At 35.9% G+C, this 21,176-nt stretch carries 21 protein-coding genes, 1 riboswitch and 1 other annotated feature; of the genes, 4 read left to right on the top strand and 17 right to left on the bottom strand.

Features of this window, described 5'->3' with window-relative positions:
* Nucleotides 1–1,023 (bottom strand): SH3 domain-containing protein (locus tag ACLBWW_RS25250; RefSeq protein ID WP_447614294.1); only part of this gene is annotated, 1,023 nt, incomplete at its 3' end.
* Nucleotides 1,024–1,255: 232 nt separating this feature from the next.
* Here ACLBWW_RS25250 and ACLBWW_RS25245 point away from each other — a divergent pair.
* Complete coding sequence (locus ACLBWW_RS25245; RefSeq protein WP_372469942.1) at nucleotides 1,256–2,380, top strand: LPXTG cell wall anchor domain-containing protein; 1,125 nt, start codon at nucleotides 1,256–1,258, stop codon at nucleotides 2,378–2,380.
* 114 nt (nucleotides 2,381–2,494) lie between these two features.
* Here ACLBWW_RS25245 and proS read toward each other — a convergent pair whose 3' ends face one another.
* Both proS and ACLBWW_RS25235 read right to left on the bottom strand, forming a co-directional pair.
* On the bottom strand, nucleotides 2,495–3,925 hold the full coding sequence (gene proS / locus ACLBWW_RS25240) for a proline--tRNA ligase (RefSeq protein ID WP_048541905.1): 1,431 nt from the start codon (nucleotides 3,923–3,925) through the stop codon (nucleotides 2,495–2,497).
* Between the two features lie 47 nt (nucleotides 3,926–3,972).
* Nucleotides 3,973–4,179, bottom strand: a binding site (T-box leader).
* A gap of 93 nt (nucleotides 4,180–4,272) precedes the next feature.
* Nucleotides 4,273–4,566: a YesK-like family protein gene (locus tag ACLBWW_RS25235; protein ID WP_048541907.1), complete on the bottom strand. Its 294-nt coding sequence runs from the start codon at nucleotides 4,564–4,566 to the stop codon at nucleotides 4,273–4,275.
* Between the two features lie 154 nt (nucleotides 4,567–4,720).
* On the opposite strand from ACLBWW_RS25235, the gene ACLBWW_RS25230 reads away from it, so the two are divergent.
* Both ACLBWW_RS25230 and ACLBWW_RS25225 read left to right on the top strand, forming a co-directional pair.
* Nucleotides 4,721–6,034 carry an alkaline phosphatase family protein gene (locus ACLBWW_RS25230; protein ID WP_447614293.1) on the top strand — a complete coding sequence of 438 codons (1,314 nt, stop codon included), beginning with the start codon at nucleotides 4,721–4,723 and terminating at the stop codon, nucleotides 6,032–6,034.
* Between the two features lie 107 nt (nucleotides 6,035–6,141).
* On the top strand, nucleotides 6,142–7,425 hold the full coding sequence (locus ACLBWW_RS25225; RefSeq protein ID WP_000738835.1) for an MFS transporter: 1,284 nt from the start codon (nucleotides 6,142–6,144) through the stop codon (nucleotides 7,423–7,425).
* A gap of 45 nt (nucleotides 7,426–7,470) precedes the next feature.
* On the opposite strand, the gene ACLBWW_RS25220 is transcribed toward ACLBWW_RS25225, so the two are convergent.
* The 8 genes from ACLBWW_RS25220 to ACLBWW_RS25185 all read right to left on the bottom strand — a co-directional run bounded on the left by ACLBWW_RS25220 (nucleotide 7,471) and on the right by ACLBWW_RS25185 (nucleotide 11,330).
* Entirely contained in the window at nucleotides 7,471–7,863 is a 393-nt protein-coding gene (locus ACLBWW_RS25220) for a hypothetical protein (protein ID WP_048541912.1), read from the bottom strand.
* A gap of 12 nt (nucleotides 7,864–7,875) precedes the next feature.
* On the bottom strand, nucleotides 7,876–8,127 hold the full coding sequence (locus ACLBWW_RS25215; RefSeq protein ID WP_002070345.1) for a helix-turn-helix transcriptional regulator: 252 nt from the start codon (nucleotides 8,125–8,127) through the stop codon (nucleotides 7,876–7,878).
* 56 nt (nucleotides 8,128–8,183) lie between these two features.
* On the bottom strand, nucleotides 8,184–9,416 hold the full coding sequence (locus ACLBWW_RS25210; protein WP_048541913.1) for an MFS transporter: 1,233 nt from the start codon (nucleotides 9,414–9,416) through the stop codon (nucleotides 8,184–8,186).
* A gap of 66 nt (nucleotides 9,417–9,482) precedes the next feature.
* Nucleotides 9,483–10,064: a TetR/AcrR family transcriptional regulator gene (locus ACLBWW_RS25205; RefSeq protein WP_048541915.1), complete on the bottom strand. Its 582-nt coding sequence runs from the start codon at nucleotides 10,062–10,064 to the stop codon at nucleotides 9,483–9,485.
* An 80-nt stretch (nucleotides 10,065–10,144) separates the two neighbouring features.
* Nucleotides 10,145–10,288, bottom strand: coding sequence for a hypothetical protein (locus tag ACLBWW_RS25200; RefSeq protein WP_048541918.1), 144 nt, complete (start codon nucleotides 10,286–10,288; stop codon nucleotides 10,145–10,147).
* Between the two features lie 80 nt (nucleotides 10,289–10,368).
* Nucleotides 10,369–10,620, bottom strand: coding sequence for a hypothetical protein (locus tag ACLBWW_RS25195; RefSeq protein ID WP_048541920.1), 252 nt, complete (start codon nucleotides 10,618–10,620; stop codon nucleotides 10,369–10,371).
* Between the two features lie 13 nt (nucleotides 10,621–10,633).
* Entirely contained in the window at nucleotides 10,634–10,948 is a 315-nt protein-coding gene (locus tag ACLBWW_RS25190; RefSeq protein WP_048541922.1) for a thioredoxin family protein, read from the bottom strand.
* Between the two features lie 10 nt (nucleotides 10,949–10,958).
* Nucleotides 10,959–11,330, bottom strand: coding sequence for a DnaJ family domain-containing protein (locus tag ACLBWW_RS25185; RefSeq protein WP_048541924.1), 372 nt, complete (start codon nucleotides 11,328–11,330; stop codon nucleotides 10,959–10,961).
* 505 nt (nucleotides 11,331–11,835) lie between these two features.
* Between ACLBWW_RS25185 and ACLBWW_RS25180 the strand changes: the two genes are divergently transcribed.
* Entirely contained in the window at nucleotides 11,836–13,860 is a 2,025-nt protein-coding gene (locus ACLBWW_RS25180; RefSeq protein WP_447614292.1) for a glycosyl hydrolase family 18 protein, read from the top strand.
* 446 nt (nucleotides 13,861–14,306) lie between these two features.
* On the opposite strand, the gene ACLBWW_RS25175 is transcribed toward ACLBWW_RS25180, so the two are convergent.
* From ACLBWW_RS25175 to ACLBWW_RS25150, 6 genes are all read right to left on the bottom strand, one after another.
* Nucleotides 14,307–15,851 carry an ABC-F family ATP-binding cassette domain-containing protein gene (locus tag ACLBWW_RS25175; protein WP_048541927.1) on the bottom strand — a complete coding sequence of 515 codons (1,545 nt, stop codon included), beginning with the start codon at nucleotides 15,849–15,851 and terminating at the stop codon, nucleotides 14,307–14,309.
* A 396-nt stretch (nucleotides 15,852–16,247) separates the two neighbouring features.
* Nucleotides 16,248–16,997 (bottom strand): ABC transporter ATP-binding protein, encoded by a 750-nt coding sequence (locus tag ACLBWW_RS25170; RefSeq protein ID WP_098132553.1) that lies wholly within the window; start codon nucleotides 16,995–16,997, stop codon nucleotides 16,248–16,250.
* A complete protein-coding gene (locus ACLBWW_RS25165; protein WP_048541931.1) occupies nucleotides 16,994–17,992 on the bottom strand; it encodes an ABC transporter substrate-binding protein in 999 nt (332 codons plus the stop codon). The genes ACLBWW_RS25170 and ACLBWW_RS25165 overlap by 4 nt, the downstream gene beginning before the upstream one ends.
* Nucleotides 17,989–18,762, bottom strand: coding sequence for an ABC transporter permease (locus ACLBWW_RS25160; protein WP_048541932.1), 774 nt, complete (start codon nucleotides 18,760–18,762; stop codon nucleotides 17,989–17,991). The genes ACLBWW_RS25165 and ACLBWW_RS25160 overlap by 4 nt, the downstream gene beginning before the upstream one ends.
* The gene (locus ACLBWW_RS25155) at nucleotides 18,734–19,054 is read right to left on the bottom strand and encodes an MTH1187 family thiamine-binding protein (protein ID WP_000082897.1); all 321 of its coding nucleotides are present in this window, start codon (nucleotides 19,052–19,054) and stop codon (nucleotides 18,734–18,736) included. The genes ACLBWW_RS25160 and ACLBWW_RS25155 overlap by 29 nt, the downstream gene beginning before the upstream one ends.
* 100 nt (nucleotides 19,055–19,154) lie before the next feature.
* Nucleotides 19,155–19,256: riboswitch (TPP riboswitch) on the bottom strand.
* Between the two features lie 61 nt (nucleotides 19,257–19,317).
* The gene (locus tag ACLBWW_RS25150; protein ID WP_098641709.1) at nucleotides 19,318–21,057 is read right to left on the bottom strand and encodes a methyl-accepting chemotaxis protein; all 1,740 of its coding nucleotides are present in this window, start codon (nucleotides 21,055–21,057) and stop codon (nucleotides 19,318–19,320) included.
* Between the last annotated feature and the right edge of the window lie 119 nt (nucleotides 21,058–21,176).

Raw genomic sequence — 21,176 nt, 5'->3', positions numbered from 1 at the left:
GCCATCAATTTTCACAAACTCTAACGATACATAACCTTCTTTTCCTTGATAGCTTATTTTCGCCCAACCATTCGCTTTTCCTAGTACTGTTACTTTTTCTCCATTTTTTAAGTTTCCTAGAACCGAGCTACTTGTATTCGCCGCACTTCTTACTCGTAAGCTTGTCGCGTTAATTGTTCCTACTTCTTGCGTTCCATTTTTAATCGTTGCATCTGATGTTTTCGGTTGTTCCGGTTTTTTTATCTCTTCTGTGTTGCCATCAATTTTCACAAACTCTAACGATACATAACCTTCTTTTCCTTGATAGCTTATTTTCGCCCAACCATTCGCTTTTCCTAGTACTGTTACTTTTTCACCATTTTTTAGGTTCCCTAAAACCGAGCTACTTGTATTCGCTGCGCTTCTTACTCGTAAGCTTGTTGCATTGATTGTTCCTACTTCTTGTGCTCCATTTTTGATTGTTGGTTGCAGTTGCTTTTGGCCAGAAGTGTCAGGTGTTTGAATTGCATCTCCAAATTTTAAAAACTCTAAAGATACATATCCCTCTTTTCCTTTATATTCAATCTTTGCCCAGCCGTTCGCTTTTCCTAATACCGTTACTTTTTCATTTTTTTGAACATAGCCAATCATTGAACTACCTAGAGCTGGACTATTACGTACATTCAAACGAGTTGCCGTAACAATTCCCTCTTCTTTTTGTCCATTATTAATCGTTAATTGTTGTTTTTGTTCAACGTTTGGATTCCCATTCGAAAATCCCAAAAATTGTAATGTGACGTACCCCTCTTTTCCATCATGAGAAATTTTAGCCCATTCTTTTTCCTTACTTAAAACTTGTACATTTGTTCCCTTTTTTACTGTTCCTATAACTTTCCCTTGAGTTGTAGGTTGTTCACGTATATTTAAGTTTGTTGCATTTACTGTCGCTAAATTATCACTTTCTGCAAAGGCATGCGTCGAAATAAAAGATGTTGCTGTCGCTAGAAATGTACCTGTTATTATTTGTTTTGTTGTTTGTTTCATAATTTTTTATAAGAATATAAGAAATCCTATATTCTTCAGCCCTCCCTTTTTTATTCTTCTTACTATTAATCTTAACATATCATTCCGAAATATTTATTTTGAATATCTAAATATAACCATAAAATTTGTGAACATCTTATCTATATAGTTTTTTGCATAAAACTATATCTCCTATGAAATATTACAAAGGGATGTATTTTAGATGGAATATTAATTTTTCAGGAGGAAATCAATGACAAAAGTCTTCATTTTAGCATCAACTCTTTCTTTATCTTTTTTTAGTGGTTTAAATATCGGTAATGCAGCAACAGAAAACTTCTCTCCAGTAACAAACGCGATTGTACAAAATAACGATCATTTAGCAGAAGGCAACTCAAAAGATAATAATAAACCACCAGGAAACAATGGTTCTCAGGACGATAGTGGCTCGGGCGGCAATGGCTCTGGTGGCAATGGCTCGGGCGACAACGGCTCGGGCGACAACGGTTCTGGTGGCAACGGCTCGGGTGGCAATGGCTCGGGCGGCAGCGGTTCTGGTGGTAGCGGTTCTGGTGGCAACGGTTCTGATGGCGGTGGTTCTAGTGGCAACAGTTCCGGTGGTAACGGTTCTGGCGGCAACGGCTCGGGTGGCAATGGTTCTGGTGGCAGTGGTTCTGGTGGCAGTGATTCTGGTGGCAACGGTTCTGGTGGCAACGGTTCTGGTGGCAACGGTTCTGATGGCGGTGGTTCTAGTGGCAACAGTTCCGGTGGTAACGGTTCTGGCGGCAACGGCTCTGGCGGCAGCGGTTCTGGTGGCAGTGGTTCTGGTGGCAGTGGTTCTGGTGACAATGGCTCTGGTGGCAATGGCTCTGGTGGTAACGGTTCTGGTGGCAATGGCTCTGGTGGCAATGGCTCTGGTGGCAATGGCTCTGGTGGTAACGGTTCTGGTGGCAGTGGCTCTGGTGACAACGGTTCTGGCGGCAACGGTTCTGGTGGTAGCGGTTCTGGTGGCAGTGGTTCTGGTGGCAGTGGTTCTGGTGGCAACGGTTCTGGTGGCAGTGGCTCTGGCAGCAATGGCTCTGGCGGCAGTGGCTCTGGTGGCAATGGTTCTGGTGGCAATGGCTCTGGTGGTAACCGTGTTAAAGGCGATAGCAGTTCTCAAGGTGGTAATGGCTCTCAAGGCAGCAACCGCGTTAAAGGCGATAGCAGTTCTCAAGGTGGCAACGGATCCCAAGGCGGCAATGTAAAAGATAATACGAAAAAACAAGGCGATAAGTTACCTAATACGGCAACACATTATCCTACATCTATTTTAATAGGACTTTCAACATTCCTAATCGGTATGTTACTATTTATTCGCCGTAAAAACGCAAAATAAAAACACATCCTTCCATCTAAAACATACATGAAACAAATTGCAAAACTAAAAAGGACTTTGGATTGCATTTTATTATGCAGCCCAAAGTCCTTTTTATCATCTATCAAAAAAGCATTAATACGCTTTTCCCCAATACACCATTTGTTTAGCTTCTTTACCACAACAAATACATTCGTCAGCTAAATGCTCTTGCTCAAAAGGCATACAGCGAGAAGATACTCCAACTTCTTCTTTTAGTTTCTCTTCACAAGCTAATTCTCCGCACCACATTGCCTTAATAAATCCTTGCTTTTCATCAGCTACTTTTTTCATCTCTTCGAAATTCGTCACACTATACGTATTCTCATCGCGAAATACTTTTGCTTTATTAAATAAAGAATGATGAATTTCCTCAAGTAATGATGGAATGCGTTCTTCTAATTGATCCATTGATATAAATTCTTTTTCTTTCGTATCTCTTCTTACAAGTACAACTTGATTCTTTTCAATATCCTTTGGACCAACTTCTAATCGAATTGGAATTCCCTTCATTTCATACTCATTAAATTTCCAGCCCGGTGTTTTATTGCTAGCATCTATTTTTACACGCGCAACCTTCTGAATACGTCCTTGTAACTCTGTTGCTTTTTCTAACACACCTTCTTTATGTTGAGCAATAGGTACAATAACAACTTGCACTGGTGCAACTTTAGGAGGCATTACAAGACCATTATTATCGCTATGAACCATAATAAGTCCACCTATCATTCTTGTTGATACACCCCAAGATGTTTGGTGTACATATTGCCACTTACCGTTGCGATCTAAAAATTTAATATCAAATGCTTCAGAGAAATTCGTTCCAAAGTTATGGGATGTTCCTGTTTGAAGTGCTTTCCCATCATGCATTAAACTTTCGATCGTATAAGTTGCCTTTGCTCCTGCAAACTTTTCTTTTTCTGTTTTTTGCCCTTTAATTACTGGTATCGCTAAGTAATCTTCACAGAAAGAAGCATATAGATTTAAAATATGTAACGTTTCAGCTTGCGACTCTTCTGCTGTTTCATGAATTGTATGACCCTCTTGCCATAAGAATTCCGTTGTACGAAGGAATGGTCTCGTTGTTTTCTCCCAACGAACTACTGAACACCACTGATTATATAGCTTTGGCAAATCATTATAGGATTGCACAATTTTTGAAAAATGCTCACAGAATAAAGTTTCAGATGTAGGCCGTACACAAAGCCTCTCCGCTAATTTTTCATCCCCTCCATGTGTCACCCATGCTACTTCAGGAGCAAATCCTTCTACATGATCCTTCTCTTTTTGCAATAAGCTCTCTGGGATAAACATTGGCATATATACATTTTCATGACCAGTTGCTTTTAACTTTTCATCCATAACTTTCTGTATATTTTCCCATAAGGCATAACCGTACGGACGTAGAATCATACACCCTTTTACACTTGAATAATCAACAAGTTCTGCTTTTTTTACAATATCTGTGTACCACTGTGCAAAATCCTCTTCCATCTTCGTAATCGCTTGTACTTGTTCTTTTGCCATAGTCAATCTTCCTCCTTTTAGAAAATACAAAAAAGCCCGTGTCCCTAAATAGGGACCGAGCTTTGCCGGCGTTACCACCCTGATTCATGCACAAAAATTGTGCATGCTCTCTTTTTGATAACGGGAAATTCCCGCTGCATATGCAGAACGCAAAGGTAGGTTCCATATCGCCTTTTTAAGAATCTTTCAGCCTAGCGGATTCTCTCTCTGCTAAAAAGGTTGAACATGTACTAGTCCTTTTTCATCGTTATAACGAAATAAATTTGTTGATTATCATAATACAAATTCTTTTTTAAAACAATAGCTAATTTTCTCATTTTTATATATTCTTTTCATTTTCTGCAGTTTTATACGTAGCTTTTTCGCGAGATTTTTACAAGTTGATGTGCAATCATACCGATAAGTGTACCAAGTAGAACGAAGAAACCAATAAATCCATATCCCATTCCTTCCCATCCACCAATCACCATCATTGTAACGGGAAAGGATGCTAAGCAAAGAAGTATTAAACTAAGTGCAAATATAATATCGAACTGTTTGTTTGGAAACCGTTTCTTTAGTAAATACGAAATAGTAAATACAAGGATAATCGTAATTCCGCTAATGATGTAAAAGATACTAAATCCATCTAGCCAATCCATAGTATTCCCTCCTTCCATTCATTCCCTTATACTTAATTATATGTTTAATTTTTCTGAAAATAAATAATAAATTTTTACCTAGAAATATATTTTTATTACTAGGTATTAATAGTAATATATAAGAATAGGTTTTATATAATCAGGAGGGAACTTTATGGATAAAGCATTAACAAATCATGTCATTATTTTATCTTTCGATTGCTTATCAGCTTTAGATTTTCCTATATTACAAAAACTTCCTAATTTCCACACATTAATAAACAAGGGCGCGATTGCGAAAAAAGTTGAACCTATTTATCCTTCTGTAACATATCCAAGCCACTCAACAATCGTTACTGGAAACTACCCTAATAAACATGGCGTAGTTAGCAATACGTTACTTCAACCTGGAAGTGAGTCACCAGATTGGCATTGGTACCGAAAATCCATTAAAGGAACAACGTTATACGATGAAGCACGTAAAGCAAATTTAACGACAGCTGCCCTTCTATGGCCTGTTACCGGCAGAGCAAATATTGATTACAATTTACCTGAAATTTTTCCAAATAGACCGTGGCAAAATCAAATCTTAGTTTCATTATTTAGCGGTAGCCCACTATATCAATTAGATTTGAATCAGCGTTTTGGTCATATAAGAAATGGCTTATCACAGCCTGAACTCGATGATTTCGTACTTGCATCTGCTGTGCATACAATCCAGACGAAGAAGCCTAATGTCATGTTTATACATTTCACCGATTTAGACACTCAAAGACACTATCACGGCTTTGAATCTAACGAAACAATAGCTGCTATCCATAGACATGATGAACGGCTAGGAAAAATTATTCAAGCTTTAAAAGACAGTGACCTATACGAAGAAAGTACAATTATCGCTCTCGGTGATCATAGCGCTTTAAGTGAAAACAAAGCCATTCAATTAAATGTACTATTTCATCAAAATGGGCTTATATCTATAAATTCAAAAGGAAAATTAGTAGACTGGAAGGTCTATTGCCAAAGTTGCGACGGCTCTGCCTATGTATATGTGAAGGACAAAAATGATACGGATACAATTCGAAAAGTACAACTACTACTTGAAGAGTTACTTCAAAATAAACAAAACGGTATTGAATTTATGCTTCATGATGAAGCTGCAAAAGACTGCGGTGCAGATGGTAATTGTTTATTTATTTTGGAAGCACAAGAAGGATATTATTTCACTGAAAACTATACAGGCGATTTTATAAAAGAAATTACTGAAAAAGATGTTACGCCCAGTAAAAAATATACATTTGGTACGCATGGATACTCTCCAACAAAACCTAACTATGAAACAATTTTTATCGCTGCTGGGAAAGGGATAAAAAGCGGCGTTACCATTCCGTACATGAGACTTATTGATGAAGGTCCAACTATCGCTAGACTACTCGGTTTACACTTAGGTGAAACAGACGGATCAATTGTAGAGGATTTACTTCAATTGTAAAGAACTGTGTATATATGTAAAAGTTATGTAAAAATCATCACTGTTTCTCTTTTTATAATTTTTATTTTTGTACACTGTTAGTAGAACAATTTAAGGGGGAACATTATATGAAAAAAATGTCCAGACAAGAAAAAAGCTGGATATTATACGATTGGGCGAACTCGGTATATTCGCTCGTCATTACAACTGCATTATTCCCAATTTACTTTAAGGCAGCTGCAAAAGAAGCCGGACTATCTGGTGCAACTTCAACGGCATATTGGGGATATGCAAACTCTTTCGCTACACTTTTAATTTCTATACTTGCTCCTATTCTCGGCACAGTTGCTGATTATAAAGGATTTAAAAAACGATTTTTCACATTCTTCTTTGGACTCGGTATCGTATTTACAAGTATGCTAGCAGTCGTCCCAACGTCTCAGTGGTACTTATTATTAGGCTGCTATATGCTCGCATTAGTCGGTTTTGCGGGAGCAAACATTTTTTATGATGCATTTTTAGTAGATGTTACCTCTAAAGATAGAATGGACCGAATTTCTACAAGAGGCTTTGCATTAGGTTATATTGGGAGCACAATTCCTTTTATCGGTTGTATCGCTCTTATTATCCTTGCTCAAAAAGGAACTATCCCTTTATCAGTCGGCATTGCTAGTCAAATTTCGTTCGCAATAACAGCTCTTTGGTGGGGATTATTTACAATTCCAATGCTAAAAAATGTAGAGCAAACACATTATATTGAACGTCATCCAAGACCAATTGCAATGAGCTTCAAACGCCTTGCTGATACTTTTAAAAATATTAAAGAATATAAAACTGTATTTATGTTCCTAATCGCTTACTTCTTCTACATTGACGGGGTCGATACAATTATTACTATGTCTACCGCTTACGGAACAGATCTCGGTATTAGTGCAACGAATCTATTAATCATCTTATTTGTCACACAAATTGTAGCTTGTCCATTCGCCTTATTATACGGAAAGTTATCAGAAACATTTACAGGTAAGAAAATGCTATACGTCGGTATTATTATTTATATCATTATCTGCATATATGCTTATTTCTTAAAAACGACACTCGATTTCTGGATTTTAGCAATGTTAGTTGCCACTTCTCAAGGTGGTATTCAAGCACTTAGTCGTTCCTATTTTGCAAAACTAGTACCAAAAGAATCTGCAAATGAATTCTTCGGATTTTATAATATCTTTGGTAAATTCGCGGCAATTATGGGGCCCGTATTAGTCGGTGTTACAACGCAATTAACGGGAAAAACAAACGCTGGTGTCCTTAGTATTATTGTACTGTTCGTTATCGGTGGATTCTTACTAACTAGAGTTCCCGAAAATGATACATCCGTTACACCACCTAGTCCAAAAACTAAAACGCTATAAGAAAAAGATCCTCTTCGCATGAGAAGAGGATCTTTTTCTTTATTTTTAGCGATAACGTCTTACAATTAAAAATTCTACAGCCGGCTTTACAACTATCGCAGCGCATAACGCAAACAAAAGCGGTATGTTATGAAAATCAATCCATTTATTAAAACCTACCGATGCGAAAAACAAACCAAAAATTAATACAACAAGTACATAATACGTAACATTTGCACTTGTTTTTAATACATGTTTTTCTACATCTTCTTTCTCCTCCGTTATCCCTTCCACATTATGCGATGCCAAACTTTTAAATATATAATGTAATGCGATGCTACAAATAAATAGTGCATACCAGTTTACTTGAAGTTCAGTTAACCAATAATAAAGTGCAAACACTAACGTACTTATAGCTACTAATGCCGTAACTACAAGGCTTATTTTCTCTTTCCCCAACAACTACTCCCCCTACAGCTTGTACAAAAATAGTTTATCAACAGTTGTTCCTAATACTTCAGCTAAACGGAATGCTAACGCTAAGCTTGGATCATATTTATTATTCTCAATTGCATTTATCGTCTGTCTAGAAACTTTACACTTATCAGCCAATGCACCTTGTGAAATATTATTTTCAGTGCGTAATTCATAGATTTGATTTTTCACACCATTTCTCCTAACCTGTAAAATCGTTTTTACATCATCAGTATATAGTTGGGGCATTTCATTGTCAAAAGATTGCCACAAGAAAAAGGAGCAATCCTGCTCCCTTACAATGGTTATTTCGAAGCTAACGAATTTATTAGTTCCTCTTTATTAGCGACATCCTCTTTATTTATTTGCATGCGTAGAACTGGCCCTATCGCAAATAAAATAAGTGCCATTGCTATACAAAATACAGTAACTAGTGAGGTCATCTCCTTCAATCCTCCAGCTAGTGAAGTTCCGATTAACATTGCCCCCATAAACAGTGGTAAAATTGTTCCATTTACTCTTCCAATCATATTTTCTGGTACAAGTTGAATCATAAGCGTACCGACAACGATATTAACACAAGCTAAACAAATACCTGTTCCAAACCTCATGAAACTAGTAATCCAAAATGATGTAGATAGCCCTTCTACTAAAAATGACATTGCTAATATGCTCATACCGAATACAAACATCTTTTTCGGGTTCACTTTTGAAGCGAAAACTGCAGCAACAATACCACCGATTAACATACCTATCCCATCAGCTGCGGCTAAATATTGAACTGCTTCCTTTTCCATTCCAAGACGCTCTATTACAAGAAACACTTCTAATGGATTCGTTAATCCAACAGCTAAGCCCATAACGGTGAAAGTGATCGTAATCATACGTAAATTTTTCGTATGAAGAACGTATTTCCATCCTTCTTTTATATCATTTTTTAATGAATCTCTCGCCACTTGCTCTTGTTCCACCCATTTTGGTAAAAACGAAAGAGCAATAGCAGATAACAAAAATAAAATGATTAAGCTATATAGTGACGTAAATAAACCAAGTTGTGTATACACAAGTGATCCTATCACTGGTCCAAAAATCATAAATAATGACTGTAATGTTTGGTTAAATGCAATCGCATTTGCTACCTGTTCTTCTTTTACGTAGCGCTTAAATATACGCGAAGATGATGGCTGAGAAAATTGGCCTACAATCGCGGAAATGAGTGTTGCAAAAAATATAGCCTGCCAATAATCCAGCTTTAGCAACAAGACAATTCCTACAATAGACAGTACACTTAATACATCTCCAGCAACCATCGTTCTTTTCGGATTCCAGCGATCAGCTAGCGCGCCACCGATAAACGAGAAAATAAAAATAGGTGCATATTCCATAACCGATAACAACGAAACTGAAACTGGATCATTATTCGTTCGCTCCATTATGAAGTACAAAAGAGCCATATTTCTAATCCAAATTGCAAATTGTTGTAAAATATCAGATGCCATAACGAGCATAAATGCTCGGTTTTTAAATAAAGCGTTCATTTTCATTCCCCTTTCATAAACCGACCGTTCGGTCTAATTTGTTTTGTAAGAAAAGCAACTGACTTATTATTCAGCTGCCATTCCTTTTAACAATACATCTATTGCCTTTTTATAAATACGTTGCAGCTCTTTATAATCTAACTCGTAGTAAAGTACTCCAAGCCCTGATAATAATCCATTCACAATATACATAAGGTCGCGCGTACTATCTTCACGAAACTCTCCAGACTGTATACCTGCTTCAATTAGTTTCTCAAACATAACATATGATTCTCTAGTTAAAGCCAATAGTTCATCCAAAATCTCTTTACTTACAACTTGGCTCATAGAGAATTCCTCTATTGCATTTGAAATGGGTTGCTGTATGTCCTCGACATGATATTCCGCGAGACCATATAGTTTTTCAGTATTCGTACTATACAACTTCTCTTTTTCATTCCATTTTTCAAGCCAATCATACGTATGCTGTTTCACTACAAATAAAAATAATTCTTCTTTACTTTTAAAGTGATAATAAATGCTTCCTTTACTTCGCTTTGTAATTTCACAAATCTCTTCCATAGATGTAGCTGCATAACCCTTCTGTGAAAACAGACTTTCTGCTTTATATGCAATTTCTTTCTTTATCTCTTCTGCACTTCTTCTCATATTTACACCTCTTTAAACCGACCGTTCAGTCTAATAATAACAAATTAAAAACCTCTATTACAAGAGGCTATATTCCTTATTTAAAAAAACGCACTTTCAAACCACGTTCGAATCATATGTATTATTCCAATTTTAAATCCTAATTTAACAAGAAATACGCCTCCCGCAGCTAATAAAAATAACACTACTTTCCCCTTATTTTTCACTTTCGGTTCCCTTTTCATTTCTATTCCCCTTAGTACATTAAAAATATTAATCAAACGTTTGTTTAAAAAGAAATACGCCTATATAAGGCGCATTTCCATCAATCACCGCCACCTCCGCCACCATCGCAGCTGCCTCCGCTATCTCCAACGAAAGATCCTCCACAATCATGTGAACCTCCATGCGAGCTATCATTATCAGATCCAGCAAAGAAAAATAATGGTGACGAACTGTTAGATGAATTATGAATGTTATTTTGTTTCGTAAGATTTACCTTCTTTTTGTTTGATCGAACTGCCGTTACGATCGTTCCAACTACAACAAATAATAGTATGACAATAATAAATTCCATATAAAAGCCTCCCTTAATCTTCGAATAATTGAATGGTTCTCTCTAAATTTTCAAGTGAAATGAAGCGCGATTCACGAAGGATCTCTTTTCCATTATAAAATAATAAAACTGTTGGTCCTGTAAATACTGCATATCGCCCCGCGATCTCTTGCATGTCTTGTAGTAATATTTCTACTTTCTCTACGTAATCATAATTCTCTAATAGACCATTTACTTTTCTTAGCATAACATCACAAACACCACAATTTTCCGTTTTAATAAAGAGCAGTACTAATTGTTGTCCTTCAATATATGTCGCTAATTCTTCTATCGTTTCAAATGTATTCATCTTATCCCTCTTAGCGTAATTTACGAAATACTTTATCCTGATACATACGAAAAGCTGAACTCTCTTTAATCTTTCTCTTTTCCATTACCTGCTGAAAACGCAGCGTTTTTGCCGTTAACTCTTCTTGTAATTTTTTTCTCTCTGCTTCATCATAACAGCACGCAATTAAGTCTTCTATTTTTAATATATCTTTTTGTAGTTCCATTTCTGGTGGAATCATACCCGCATTTTTTAAGATTTTATAACTCATTCTAAGTTCTGGAGGTACCATTGAAAGGTCTTCTAATTGTAGTGGTTTTCCTTTTCCCGGAATATGATCCAGGTCTCCATTCCGTATTGCTTGTCGAATTTTTTCTTCAGCAATGTTCAAAAAGACATCCACACCATTCGCTCCTTTACATATTTTTACTATTATTTTACATGATATTTTCTCATCTTGCTACGCTATTACAAATTGACTTCATACAATTTTTTCTCAAATTTAATTACAAGGAGCCTTTTCCTTCCTAATCAATATTTTATTTTCATGTGTAGTCTGTATTAGAGCCATTTCATATTGAGAAAATCTTTGCGAATCAAATAAAGCGTTTACACCAAATCTTACATTTGCTACGATTTAATCACCCCCTGCTCCCTTGTATAGACTTCGTGATGTCTGATCATTTTTATCCCGCTTTAATGGGCAGTAAGACCCCCACCTCAAAATTTAGCGAAAGCAAAGAAGTTAGGTGGGGGTGGGGCTCCCCATAAAAGTCCGATTGGTGAGGGCTGATAATCAGTGGGGGATGAAGCCCCCTCACTGATTAAAGTTTCATACGTCTAGATTCACTTTGGTTTATTGGCGCATGCCTTTAAATATATCTTTTATTTTGAAAGGAGAAATGACTATGAGCTCCAAAAAATTCACACTGCTATTACTATCCCTACTACTCTTCTTACCTCTTTTTCTTACAAACTTTATTACTCCAAATGTTGCATTAGCAGATTCACCAAAGCAAGGTCAAAAAATTGTTGGGTATTTTCCTTCATGGGGCATTTACGGACGTAATTATCAAGTTGCAGACATTGATGCATCAAAGCTAACTCATTTAAACTATGCTTTCGCTGATATTTGCTGGAATGGAAAACATGGAAACCCTTCTACTCACCCCGATAATCCAAATAAACAAACGTGGAACTGTAAAGAGTCTGGTGTACCACTGCAAAATAAAGAGGTTCCTAATGGCACTCTCGTACTCGGTGAACCATGGGCTGATGTCACAAAATCTTATCCAGGATCAGGTACAACTTGGGAAGATTGTGATAAATACGCCCGTTGTGGAAATTTCGGAGAACTGAAACGATTAAAAGCTAAGTATCCTCACTTAAAAACAATTATTTCAGTTGGTGGCTGGACTTGGTCTAACCGCTTTTCTGATATGGCAGCTGATGAAAAAACAAGAAAAGTATTCGTTGAATCTACAGTAGCTTTTCTTCGTGAATATGGATTTGACGGCGTTGATTTAGATTGGGAATATCCGGGCGTTGAAACGATTCCTGGTGGTAGTTATCGTCCTGAAGATAAGCAAAACTTCACCCTACTCCTTCAAGATGTTCGAAATGCATTAACGAAAGCTACTGCAGAAGATGGGAAACAATATTTACTAACAATCGCATCAGGTGCAAGCCAACGTTATGCGGATCATACAGAGCTAAAAAAGATCTCTCAAATACTTGATTGGATTAATATTATGACATATGATTTCCACGGTGGATGGGAAGCTACTTCTAACCATAATGCAGCACTATACAAAGATCCAAATGACCCAGCAGCGGATACAAAATTTTATGTAGATGGTGCGATAGACATTTATACAAATGAAGGGGTTCCAGCGGATAAACTCGTATTAGGTGTACCTTTTTACGGACGTGGATGGAAAAGTTGCGGAAAAGAAAATAATGGACAATACCAACCTTGTAAACCAGGTAGTGACGGAAAGCTCGCTTCTAAAGGTACTTGGGATGATTATTCTACCGGTGACACAGGTGTGTACGATTATGGTGATTTAGCAGCTAATTATGTTAATAAAAATGGTTTTGTTCGCCACTGGAACGATGTAGCGAAAGTACCTTATTTATATAATGCGACTACAGGCACGTTTATTAGCTATGATGACAACGAATCTATGAAATATAAAACAGACTATATAAAGACAAAGGGTCTAAGTGGCGCAATGTTTTGGGAACTAAGCGGGGATTGCCGTACAAGTCCAAAATATAGTTGCAGTGGACCAAAATTGCTTGATACGTTAGTAAAAGAATTACTTGGTGGACCTATTACTCAAAAAGATACTGAGCCCCCAACAAACGTAAAAAATATTGCTGTTACAAATAAAAATTCAAACTCCGTTCAATTAAACTGGACTGCATCTACTGATAACGTAGGAGTTACGGAATATGAAATTACTGCCGGAGAAGAGAAATGGAGTACAACAACAAATAGCATTACAATCAAAAACTTAAAATCTAATACCGAATACACATTTTCAATAATAGCAAAAGATGCTGCCGGGAATAAATCACAGCCTACTTCTATCATTATAAAAACAGATGATACTGATACAACACCTCCTGGTGGAAATGGTAATGCTACCTTTTCAGTCACTTCCAATTGGGGAAGTGGTTACAACTTCTCGATTGTAATTAAAAATAGTGGAACGACCTCTATTAAAAACTGGAAATTAGAATTTGATTATAACGGCAATTTAACACAAGTTTGGGATTCTAAAATTAGTAGTAAAATAAATACTCATTACGTAATTACGAATGCAGGATGGAATGGTGAAATTCCTCCTGGTGGATCCGTTACAATCGGAGGGGCAGGAACAGGCACTCCCGCCGAACTTGTAAATGCATCCATTAGCGAAAACTAAGCGTAACCTCCATTAATTATTTCACTAAAGTTTGAATTTAGGTTTGAGTGCTCTATCCTAAATTCAAACTTTTAATTTTATGAAAAATCACAAATTAACATTACAATAACCTATTATAATTATATCTAGTTTCTAATATGAAGTTCATGTGAAGTTCATATGAATTTTACATGAATTTCCTTTAAGTTCTATTGTCTTCCTATACTAATCACATTATCCTTTACATATAGGAATTATTTTTATTCCACTTCAAACTATCTATATATATAAAGAATGATAGTCGCCTGTTAGGGAAAGGCATCTAAATATAAACATAACATAAGAAAAAGCACGCTTATAAGCGCACCATAAGAGTGCTTCTTCATACAATTCTCATGTAAGAGTTCTCGAAAATCATGTTAATCACAAAGAAAAGGCATTAGCTTATACAAGCTAATGCCTTTTCTTTATTCATATCGTTCAGCATCCCATTCTTCTATATTCCATACTTTTGTTATCCATGCTTCATAGAAAGAAGGCTCATGTGAGACAAGTAAAACTGTTCCTTTATATTGTTGTAACGCTTCCTGCAAAGACTTCTTTGTTTCTATATCCAAATGATTAGTCGGTTCATCTAAAATTAAAACATTGCTTTTCGTTACGATAAGTTCACATAAACGTACTTTCGTTTGTTCCCCGCCGCTTAATAAACGAATAGGTTTTAATACATGTTCTTCTTTCAATCCACACTTTGCTAATGCTTGGCGTACTTCTTTCTTTGTCATATCTGGTCGTTCTGCCCAAACTTTTTCTAATGGTGTTGTTTCTGAAGCAAACTCTTCCTGCGCAAAATAAGCAGGATTTACTCGTTCTCCAACAGAAATTGAACCGCTTAACGGCTTTATTTGACCTAATAACGTTTTTAACATTGTCGTTTTTCCAATTCCATTATGACCAACAATCGCTATCTTTTCTCCTTTTTTCACTTGCAAATTCAATTCTGGACATAACGGAGAACTATATCCTATCCTTAGTTTTTCAGCCTGTAATATGCGACTCACTGGCTCCTCATAAACATTGAAATCAAAACGGGATCGAGGTACATGATTAACCTTTTCAACCCTTTGCATTTTCTCCAATACTTTCTCTCGACTTTTGGCCTGTTTCGCTTTTCGAATTTTATTTTTTTGAATAAATGTTTCTAACTGAGCAATTTCTTTTTGCTGTTTCGCATGCGCCGATTGTAATTGTTTCCTTTGCAATTGATAACTTTGCACAAATTTTTCATAATTTCCTACGTACCGCTTCACTTTCCGTTCTTCTAGATGATAAATAACATTCGTAATACTGTTCAAAAATACTTCGTCATGTGAAATGATCACATAAGCTTTTTCATACAGTCTCAAATACGATTGCAACCATTCTATATGGGCTGTATCTAAATAATTTGTTGGCTCATCTAGCAATAAAACATCAGCTTTTTCTAAAAGGAGCTTCCCAAGTAATAACTTTGTTCGCTGTCCTCCACTTAACTTTGAAACATCCTTTTTCAACCCTATTTCAAATAAACCTAAACCGATTGCTACTTCTTCAATTTCTGTATGAATTTGATAGAAATTAGAGCTTTCCAATATAGTTTGTAATTCTCCATACTTTACTAACAGTTTTTCTACTTCTCCTGCTCCATTCATTTCTTCAGCAATTTTTAACATTTCGCATTCAATCCTATACAAATTAGAAAATGCACTTTGTAAGTATCCTTCAATTGTTATCCCCTCTTGTAAATCCATATGTTGCTGTAAAAAGCCTATCTTCACATGTGGAAACCATTCAATGTTTCCGTCATCATGTATAAGTTCTCCTGTTAAAATCCTTAACAAGGTTGATTTTCCAATTCCATTTTTCCCAACTAACCCAACATGCTCGCCCTTTAATAGTCGAAAACACGCATTATATAAAATGGTTTTCTCACCATACGAATGACTTAAATTTTCTACTGTTAATATACTCATTTTTTTCTCTCCTCTACTTATAGTTCATAAGCTAAATAGAGAGAGCAACAGTATAAAGCCTTATTTAATTGTATATATAAAAAATGGGTAAGGTGAATACACCTTACCCATTACATATTATCGTAAAAAAGGATTAAGGTTCTTTACCTGCTGTCTTCAATTTAGCTTAATCATTAAAAATGGGCAGACTTCTCCCGCATCAAGCTAAAACCATTTGAAGAACAGTTGATAAAGTCATTTTATCCTTTCACTCCTTTAACATTTGTTATATTAAGAGTATAAACTACTCTGTTATATTCTATTCTCTATTTTTTCTTTTGTTCCTTCTCATTCTTTTCATGTTCTATAAAAAAAGCTCTTACCAGCAATTATATTTAAATCTGGTAAGAGCTTTTTCTATTTTTTCATATAAGGAGCTAATACTCTCAGAATTTCTTCCTTATCCTTCTTTAACTCAAGTGATGTTAACATATCCATCGTTCTTGGTCTAGGTAATTTCACTTGTACCTCTCCAACTATTGATGCTGGTCTTTGAGATAAAATAAATACGCGATCCGACAGTAAGATTGCCTCATCTAAGTCATGTGTAACCATAACAATTGTTTGCTTCTCTTGGTGCCAAGAGTTTAAAAGCCAACTATGTACTTCCATTTTTGTAAAGGCATCTAATTTTCCAAAAGGCTCATCAAGTAGCATAATTGGCTTTTCACATAAATATGTGCGCAGAAAACTAATCCTTTGACGCATACCACCAGACAATTCATCTGGATAATGGTCTGCATATTCATCTAGTTCAAATTGCTTTAATGCTTCCATTCCTTCTGTTAGCCTTTGTTTTTTCGGTTTCCCTTCGATTTCCAATGGAAGAACTATATTTTGCAAAGCTGATCGCCACGGTAGTAATAAATCCTGCTGCGGCATATAACTTACAACATCTTGCTCTTGTACGTGCCTATCCTTATACGTTACATTCCCACTTGTTGGATTTTCAACATTTGCAATCATATTTAATAATGTGCTTTTCCCGCAACCACTCGGTCCTACAAAGGAAACGAACTCTCCCTCTCGTATAGAAGCACTAATATTTTCCAATACATTCTTTCCATCAAAAGCTTTTACGATCTCTTTTATTTGTAATCCACTCATTTTTCACTTGGAAGGAACTCATTTGTAAAGGCATCTTTCACATCAATTTTCTTCTTAATAACTTTGTTATCATATAAGAAATTCATGTAATTCGTCCAAACTTCTTCCTTCTGTACTCCCCACACTTTTGCATCATCTTGATACTTCGTACTTAACCATTTTTGACTTTCTTGTACTAATTCTTTATTCACATCTGGAACTGCTTTAATTAAAATATCAGCAGCTTCTTTCGGTTCTTTAATTGCAAAATTATAACCTTCTGTCGTTGCACTCATAAACTTTTTCACAAAGTCTTTATCTTGCTTCGTATGTTTTTCACTCGTAATAATAACAGGACTATAGAAATCAAGCGCTGGGTCTAAGTCTTTCACCATAATCGTATTTAACTCTTTTCCTTGGCGCTTCGCTTCAATTCCATCCCATCCGTAATATATCCATTCAAAGTCTGCATCACGACCGATTGATTTAAAGAAATCTGTTTGTCCTAAGATGATTTTTTCAACTTTATTAAAATCAGCTTGATGCTTCTCCATGATTGTCTTCAACGTCGCTTCTTCTGCTGGTCCTCCCCAGCCGCCGTAACGTTTACCTTCAAAATCTTTTGGTGACGTCATATTATCTTTTTTAAGTGATGCAAAAGCTGAAGTATTATGTTGGATGATTGCTCCTACAGATACAACAGGAATACCTTCCACACGAGCCAACGTTACATTTTCTTGTGCGCTTATTGCAAAGTCAGCTTTTCCGGAAGCTATCATTTGCTCCGCTGTCACATTATCACCTGGCTGAATAATCTCTACATCTAATCCTTGCTTTTTATAATAATCTTTCGTTTGCGCTACATATAGGCCAGTATGATTCGTATTCGGAAACCAATCTAATACTACTTTTACTTTTTGATCTTTACTTGCACTTTCTTCTTTCTTCGCCGGATTACATCCAGCTACACCTACTGCTAATAAGGCAGCCAACATAACTTTTAAACCTTTTTTCATTTTCTGCCGTCCTTTCTATATATCCATGGTGCTGTTATTCTTGCCATAAACTCCACGATAAAATACAGACATAATGTCACCATAACAATAATTGCTGCCACACCAAATACTCGGGCTGTTAAAAAGGATTTTGTAGCCCTTGTAAGCATAACTCCTAATCCTTCACTTGCACCGAGCCATTCCCCAATAATTGCTCCCATTACGCTATATGTAACTGCAATTTTTAAACCTGAGAAAAAGTATGGCAACACTGCTGGAAACTTTACTTTCTGGTAAACTTGCCATTTCGTTGCCTTCATCGTTTGCAACAACTTCAACATATTTTTATCTACCGTTTGAAAACCTTCTAAAATGCTAAGCGCAATCGGGAAGAAACAAACGAGTATTACTACCATTACTTTCGGTAGCATTCCATATCCAAACCAAATAATAAATAACGGTGCAAGTACAACGATTGGAATCGTTTGCGAAATAACAAGCAACGGATTTATTAAAATACGAAATAAAGGGATAACATCCATAATAATTGCAATACTTGTCCCAATTAAAATCGCAAAAAACAGTCCAATTAGAACCTCTTGTAACGTTTGCATCGTATTCGGTAATAGTAAATCTTTCATTCCAATTAATTCTTGAACAATGGCAGAAGGCTTCGGTAAAATCCACGGTTCAATTTTAAATAATGAAACAGATCCTTCCCATATCGCTATGAGAAGGATAAGCCAAATTGTTGTAATTGTTTTAGATTGCTTCTGGTTTTGCATATTCATCACGGTACTTCCAAACCTTTTCATCTATCGTTACACCAGTACTTGGACGATAATGGATTTTAATAGAAGTAATCACTTCTTCTGCTCCAGCATCCACACAAGCTTGTTGCGCACGTTTAATGATATCAAGAAGTACATCTAATTCTCCTTCCAGCGTTGTTTCCATTGCCCCTACTTCATAACGAACTCCCGATTGTTGTACAACTTCAATTGCTTTATCAACAACAGAATACACATCTTTGTTCTTCGCTTGTGGTACTACTGAAAATGAAATTGTAACTTGTTGTGACATAGTAAAATCCCCCTTATAAAATGAAATATTAAAACAAGAAAAGGCTTTCCTACTGCGTAGGAAAGCCTTGTATGCAAGTTATTATAGAATAACATATGCTACATCACTTTAAGTAACTCCCTACGCTGGCATTATCCAGATCAGGTTGAGGGTCGATGTTTGTTTACATCCTCTCAGCCAATTGGCTCCCCGGTCCTTAATTCGTTTTCATTGTAGCATGATTTATTTTATTGAACAAACAAAAGCACGTATAATCATTTCATTTAACTTTTGAATTCCCCTATTAACTCTTGTAACTCCTGTGAAAGCCAGCTTAAAGAACTAGCTAATTCAGCAATATCTTGTACAGACATTTCCTGCTCTTTCATACTTTCTTCAATATTATTACTACTATTTGCATACGTATTTGCAATAAGTGATAGTTCATTTACAACACGAACAATATTTTGGCTATTTTGCAATATATCACTTGAATTGCTAGAAACAACTCTAACTTGATTTGTAACAGATTGTGCTGATTTTGAAATTTTTTCAAAGAAAGCACCACTACTTTCAACAAGTTTTATTCCAGATTCTACTTCTTTTGAAGCTTTTTGCATTGAAACAACAGCTTCTTCCGTTTCAACTTGTGTTTCCCCTATTAATTTCGCTATATCTTTTGCTGATGCTTCCGTCTGCTCTGCTAATTTACGCACTTCATCAGCAACAACAGCAAATCCCTTTCCGGTTGCCTCAGCACGTGAAGCTTCAATAGAAGCATTTAAAGCTAGGGAATTAGTTTGATTTGAAATACCTGTAATTACATTTACAATATCACTAATTTCTTTTGATCTTGTTTCCAAAGAATGGATGATAGAAGATAAATCTTGTACTGCATTTTGTATTATGTTCATTTGATTAATCGCCTGCTCAATAACACCATTTCCTTTTACTGAATGATACTTTGTACCTTCAGACTCTTTCGCTATTTGTTCTGCAGCATTCGTTATCTCTTCCATCTTATCTTCCATTTCATATACAGCGCCTAAATACTGTGGTGCTGCAGTTTCTTGTAACCGAGCTCCAGCTCTTAACTCAACCATAGAACTTACGATTTCTTTAACTGCCATGCTATTCTCTTTCGTACTCACTGACAATTCTTGTGAAGATGAGGAAACCTGTTCTGCTGTCTGCTTCACTTTATCTATAATTCCTTTAAACTTCTCGATGGTATTATTAAAATACGCATTAATAATACCAATATCATCTGGTCTTTCCTCTAATTTAATACTTAAATCACCTTCACCGACTTTGCGCAATCCTTCACGTAAATCTCGCAATGGAGCAAGTGCGTTACGCACAATTAAGAATTGAATAAAAGTTGCAATTAAAACAGAAATACAAATAAACATTAAACCTTGTATAATGAACTTTTCTTTTGTACTAGGAACAATAGAAGCATCTACATCAGCTGCAACAAGTGCCACAATATTACCTTCTCCATCTTTAATTGGCTCTAATATCGTTACCCATGTTCCTAATGCGTCTTCATATACTTCTGTCATGTTTGCTTTTTTTGTGCTCATTACTTTATCATATGCTTTCATCCAAAGGTCTGGTTGTTTATAATATTCTCCCGGCCTTACTTCAACAACATTTGCTAAACCTGTAGATAAATCAATGATTTGTAGCTCACCTTTTTCATTTTTTTTCGCTCCAACAATATAGGTTTGTCCAACACTGTTCAATTCTTCCGTTGATTCATCTAATTTCTCTGTTAACTTCTCTCTCTTTTCTCTTTCTGCCGTTGGGTCTTTTGCAACATCTCTCAATATTTCTCCGTCTAATTTATGTAATACCGTATCCCCTGTTTCAAAAGAATGCCTTTCAAATATAGACATCATGCTATTTTGAAACATGTTAAAACTTAACGCTCCCATAGTACCGACAAGCGTCAAAATAACTAACACAGTTAACAATACATTTTTTTGAAGAAATGATAGTTTATGCCAACACCTTCTCATTAACATCACCTTTCTTAATTAACTTACTATAAAGTAACGCTATTAAAATATACACCTTATTAATAAACGATAACGTCTCTCATTTGTTTATAAACAAAAAAAAGACCAATGAAAAGAGC

The organism is Bacillus sp. M5A3_1b (assembly GCF_053345335.1).
Note: the sequence above shows the minus strand (reverse complement) of the source record. Positions and strands in the feature narration are given on the sequence as shown.